This is a genomic window from Micromonospora echinofusca (genome assembly GCF_017614955.1).
Classification (GTDB): Bacteria; Actinomycetota; Actinomycetes; order Mycobacteriales; family Micromonosporaceae; genus Micromonospora; species Micromonospora echinofusca_A.
Map to the genome: position 1 here is coordinate 1 of NZ_WVUH01000392.1, position 6,156 is coordinate 6,156.

General features: G+C 75.4%; 2 protein-coding genes. Both read left to right on the top strand.

The annotated features are described in order from the left end of the window. A partial coding sequence (locus GSF22_RS29265; protein ID WP_208817144.1) for an AMP-binding protein occupies positions 1 to 2,540 on the top strand: 2,540 nt, incomplete at its 5' end. Then, positions 2,537 to 6,156: type I polyketide synthase (locus GSF22_RS29270; RefSeq protein ID WP_208817145.1), on the top strand; the 3,620-nt coding region annotated here is incomplete at its 3' end. The genes GSF22_RS29265 and GSF22_RS29270, both read left to right, overlap by 4 nt.

Genomic DNA, 6,156 nt, shown 5'->3' on the forward strand with positions numbered 1-6,156 from the left:
GTACCGCCCGGCTCGACGCGGCCACCACCAGCGCCGTCCGGACCCTGGCCCGGCGGGCCGACACCACCGCGCACGCCGTCCTGCTCGCCGCGTTCGCGCAGCTGGTACGCCGGCTCACCGGACAGGACGACCTGATCGTCGGCATCCCGTTCGCCGACCGGGACCACGTCGCGTTCGAACCCCTCGTGGGGCTGCTGCTCCAGATCCTGCCGGTGCGGCTGCGCGTCGCCGACGACGACAGCTTCACCGCGCACGTCCGGCGCTGCGCCGAGGAGGTCCGGCTCGCCGTCGACCACCGGGACGCCCCGCTGGAACGGGTCGTGGAGGCCCTGCGGGTGCCCCGTGACCTCGGGCGCAACCCGCTGATCCAGGTGCTGTTCAACATGTACACCTTCGGACCGGCCCGGTTGGAACTGCCCGGCTGCACCGCCGAGCCGGTGCCGGCCGGGTTGCCCGGTTCGCTGTTCGACCTCACCCTGTACGTCAGCGAGGACGGCGACGGCCTGCACCTGGCGGCGGTCTACAACCCGGACCTGTACGACGCCGACCGGATCGCCGCGCTGCTCGACACGTACCCGCACCTGGTCCGGGCCCTGGTCGCCGCGCCCGACGCCCCGGTCGTCGACGCCCCGGCCCGCCCGCCGACCGCCGTGCTGCCCGACTGGGGTACCCCGCTGCCGACCCGTGACGGCGTACCGGTGCTGCACCGGCTCGCCGCCCGGGTCGCCGCGCACCCCGACGAGCCGGCCGTCACCGGTGCCGGCGGTGCGCTGACCTGGCACGCCTGCGACGACCTGCGCCGCCGGGTCGCCGCAGCGGTCCGCGCAGCCGGGATCGGCCCGGGGGAGACCGTGGCGGTGCTGGCCGGCCGGCACGTGACCCTGCCGGCGTTGCTGCTGGGAGTGCTGACCGCCGGGGCCCGGTGGGCGGTGCTGGACACCACCCTGCCGGCCGTCCGGCTGGCCCGGCAGGCGACGGCCGCCGCCGCCCGGGCCCTGCTGGTCTGCCCCGAGGTGACCGTCCCCGCCGAACTGGACCACCTGCTCCGGCTCGACCCTGCCGCCACCGCCGTGCCGCCGGACGCCGACGCCGGGCCACCGGACGCCGGGTACCTGTCGTTCACCTCCGGCACCACCGGCGAGCCGCAGGTGGTGGCGGGTACCGCGGCCGCGTTGGCGGCGTTCCTCGACTGGTACCCGGAGACCTTCGGTCTCGGACCGGCCGACCGGTTCGCGCTGCTCGGCGGCCTCGGCCACGACCCGGCGCTGCGTGACCTGTACACGCCGCTGGTGCTCGGCGCCCGGCTGGCCGTACCCGACCAGACGTTGCTGCGTGACCCGGTCCGGCTCGGTGCCTGGCTGCGGGAGCAGCGGACCACCGTGGCGCACCTGACCCCGCAACTGGGCCGGATGCTGACCATCGGCCCGGCCGGCGCACCCCTGCCCGACCTGCGGCTGGTGGTCGTCGCGGGGGACCAGTTCACCGGCGGGGACGCGGCCCGGCTGCGGGCGCTGGCGCCGAACGCCCGGATCGTCAACGCCTACGGCACCACCGAGACCCCGCAGATCCACTCCTGGTACGAGGTACCGGCCGGACCGGCCACCCCCGACGCCGTTCCGGTCGGGTGCGGTGCCCCGGGCAGTCACCTCGTCATCGTGGACCGGGCCGGCCGGCCGGCGGCGGTCGGCGAACTGGGCGAGGTGGTGGTCCGCAGCCGGCACCTGGCGGCCGGCTACCTGGACCCCGGGCCGACCGCCCGCCGCTTCGACCGCACCCCCGGTGGCACCGACCCGCAGGACCGGCGGTACCGCACCGGTGACCTCGGCCGGCACCGCCCGGACGGCACGGTGGTGCTGACCGGCCGGGTCGACCAGCAGATCAAGGTACGCGGCCACCGGGTCGAACTGGCCGAGGTCGAGGCGGCCCTGGCCGCCCACCCCGACGTCCGCGCCGCCGCCGCGCTGCCGGTCACCACCGGCGCCGAGCAGGGCATCCGGGCGTTCGTCGCACCCGCCCAACCCGACCTGCGTCCGGCCGACCTGGTGGCGCACCTGCGGACCCGGTTCCCCGAGTACGCCGTACCGGCCCAGCTGCACCTGGTGCCGGCGATCCCGTTGACCGCCAACGGCAAGGTGGACCGACGGGCGCTGGCCGGCATCGTGCCGCCCCCGCGACCCCGGCCGGTCGACGACGAGCTGCGTACCCGCACCGAACGCCTCGTCGCGGGCATCTGGTGCACCGTCCTCGGCCGGCAGCGGGTCGGCCCGGAGGACAACTTCTTCGACACCGGCGGCCACTCGCTGGCCCTGGTCGCGGTGGCCGCCCGGCTCACGGCGGCCGTCGGTGCCGAGATCCCGGTGGTGGAGCTGTTCCGGCGCCCCACCGTCCGCCTGCTCGCCGGCTTCCTCGACGGTGACAGCGGCAGCCCCGGTCTGGACCGGGCCGCCCGTCGCGTCGCGGCCCGCCGGGAACGGCTACGTCAGAGGAATCAGGGCCGCGCCGGCGGTGCCACGGACACGACTGGAGATGGCGCCCGATGACCCACACCGACCAACCGGTGGAGCCGACCGACACCCCCACCGCCGAGCCGATCGCCGTCATCGGGCTGGCCTGCCGGATGCCCGGCGCCGCCGACGCCGGGCAGTTCTGGGACAACCTCGTCGGCGGCGTGGAGGGCGTCCGGTTCTTCACCCTCGACGAGCAGCGGGCGCTCGGCGTACCCGAGTCGATCGTCAGCGACCCGAACTTCGTTCCGGCCGCCGCCGTGCTCGACGACTACGACAGCATCGACGCCGGGTTCTTCGGCATGTCCATCCGGGAGGCGGAGACCCGCGACCCGCAGCACCGGCTGCTGCTGGAGCTGAGCCACACCGCGCTGGAGGACGCCGGCTACGACCCGGCCCGCTACGACGGCGAGATCGGCATGTACGCCACCGTCGGCCCGGACGTGTACCAGTGGTTGAACATCCGCAGCAACCCGAAGGCGTACGCCAACGCCGGCTGGCTGGCCGTGATGGTCGGCAACCACCCCGACTACGCGGCGACCCTGACCTCGTACCGGCTGGGCCTGCGCGGACCCAGCCTGACCATGAACACCGCCTGCTCCAGCTCCCTGGTGGCACTGCACCTGGCCTGCGAGGCGCTGCGCAACGGTGAGTGCGACATGGCGCTGACCGGCGGCGCGACCATCGACATCCCGGCCGGACACGGGTACCTCTACGACGAGGACGGCATCACCGCCCCGGACGGGCACTGCCGGCCCTTCGACGCCGACGCCCGGGGCACCATCTGGGGCAGCGGCGGCGGGGCGGTGGTGCTCAAACGGCTGTCGGAGGCGATCGCCGACGGCGACCACATCCGCGCGGTGGTGCTCGGCAACGCGATCAACAACGACGGCGACACCAAGGTCGGCTTCTCCGCGCCCAGCATGGAGGGGCAGGCGGCGGTGATCGCCCAGGCGCTCGGCGTGGCCGGGGTGGACCCCCGGTCGATCACCTACGTGGAGGCGCACGGCACCGGCACCGCCCTCGGCGACCCGATCGAGGTGTCCGCGCTGTCCACCGTGTACCAGCGGGACACCGACGACCGGGGCTGGTGCGCGATCGGCTCGGTGAAGTCCAACATCGGTCACCTCGGACAGTCCGCCGGGATCGCCGCGCTGATCAAGACGGTGCTCTCCCTGGAGCACGGCCAGATCCCGCCGAGCCTGCACTACCGGCAGGCCAACCCGAAGATCGACTTCGGGCAGAACCCTTTTCACGTGACCACCGCGTTGACCCCCTGGTCCCCCGACGGCATGCCCCGCCGGGCCGCGGTCAGCTCGTTCGGCATCGGCGGGACCAACGCGCACGCCGTCCTCCAGCAGGCGCCCCCGCAGCAGCCGGCCGGCGCCGGCACCCGCCCGGCGTACCTGCTGCACCTGTCGGCGCGTACCGACACCGCCCTGGCCCGTCAACGCGGACAGCTCGCCGCGCACCTGCGGGAACACCCGGAACTGGACCTCGCCGACGTGGCGTACACGCTGCGCGTCGGCCGGCGGGAACTGGCCCGCCGGGCGGCGGTGGTGGTCACCGACACGCTCGACGCGGTGACCGCGCTGGCCGACGCCAAGCGGGTCGTCACCGGGGTGGCCGGCCGGCGGGCGCCCCGGGTGGCCCTGCTCTTCTCCGGCCAGGGCGCGCAGTACGCCGGCATGGGCGCCGAGCTGTACCGCACCGAACCGGTGTTCCGCGACGCGGTGGACGAGTGCCTCGACCTGCTGGCCACCGACCCGGCCGGTGACCTCGCCGACCTCCGGGACGTGATCTTCATGGCGGGCCGCGACGAGGAGCTGCGCCGCACCGGCCAGGCCCAACCGGCGCTGTTCGTGGTGGGGTACGCGCTGGCCCGGCTCTGGCAGACCTGGGGCGTCGAACCGGCCGCGATGCTCGGCCACAGCATCGGCGAGTACGTCGCCGCCACCCTGGCCGGGGTCTTCACCCTGCCCGACGCGCTGCGCCTGGTCGCCGCCCGGGGCCGGCTGATGCAGGGCATGCCGGCCGGCGCGATGCTCGCCGTGCAGCTCGACGAGGCCGAGGTCCGCCCGATGCTGCCCGACGGGCTCTCCGTGGCCACCGTCAACGCCCCGAACAGCTGCGTGGTGGCCGGGCCGACCGAACTGGTCACCGCGTTCGCCGAACGGCTGGCCGCCGACGCCGTGGGCGCGACCCTGCTGCGTACCTCGCACGCGTTCCACTCGCCGATGATGGACCCGGTCCTCGCCACGTTCCGCGACCTGGTCGCCGCGACCGGACGCCAGGCACCCCGGCTGCCGTTCCTGTCCAACGTGACCGGTACCTGGATCACCGCGCAGGAGGCCACCGACCCGGCGTACTGGGCGCGGCACCTGCGCGAGCCGGTCCGTTTCGGGGACGGGGTGGCCACCCTGCTCGCCGAGGGGGAGTGGCTGTTCCTGGAGTGCGGGCCGGGCCGCCAGCTCGTCGGGCTGGTCCGCCCGCAACTGCCCCGGGACGCGCCGGCCCCGCTGCCGAGCCTGCCCGGCCCCCGCGACAGCGGATCGGACCTGCACGTGCTGTACCGCGCCGCCGGGGCGCTGTGGGCACACGGCGCGGCCGTGGACGCGACGGCTGTCACCCCGGTCGCCAACCGGGTGCCCCTGCCGACCTACCCGTGGGAACGGACCCGGGCCTGGGTCGAGCCGGACGCCGCCGCAGCCGGGTTCTCCGCGCAGACCTCGGCGGTGGCCAGCCGCTCGGAACGGGGCGGGATCCTGCCGGTCGACGCCTGGGCGTGGGCGCCGACCTGGCGCCAGCTCACCCCGGGCCCGTCCAGCGAACCGCCGATCGGCCGGTGTCTGCTGTTCTGCGACGACGACAGCGCCGGACTCGGCGCCGCCCTGCGGGCCCAGGGCGCCCAGGTCGTCGAGGTACGCCCCGGCGGGGAGTTCGGGCGTACCGCCGACGGCTGGACCGTCCGGCCCGCCGACCGGACCGACTACGACACCCTGCTCGCCGAGCTGGCGCAGGCCCACGGGCCGGTGGACCGGATCGTGCACGCATGGTCGGCCGGCGGCCCGCCCGCCGCCGGGGCCCCGGCCACCTGGGCCGCCCAGGACCGGGGGTTCTTCAGCCTGCTGTACCTGGTCGAGGCGCTCGCCGCCGGGGAGCACCCGGAGACCGTCCGGCTCGACGTGCTGACCCGGGGGGCCGCCGACGTCACCGGCACCGACCTGGTCCGCCCCGAACACGCCACGGTCACCGGGATCGCCCGGGTCGTCCCGCTGGAACTGCCCTGGCTGGCCGTCCGGCACGTCGACCTGGACCCGGCCGACCAGGGCACGCCCGTCACCTGGTCCACGGTGGTGACGGAGCTGGTCCGCAAGCCGGAGACCGACGAGGCGGGCCTGTGCCCACCGACCGCGCTGCGCGCCGGGCGCCGCTGGGTGCAGGACTACCAGCAGGTCGCCCTCCCCGAACGGGCCGGTGCCGGGGTACGCCCCCACGGCGTGTACGTGATCACCGGTGGGCTGGGCGGGATCGGCATCACCGTGGCCGAGGACCTCGCCTGGCGGGCCCGGGCCCGGGTGGTCCTGGTGTCCCGCTCCGGTCTGCCACCACGCGTGCAGTGGGACGACCACCTGCGGGAACACGGCACGAC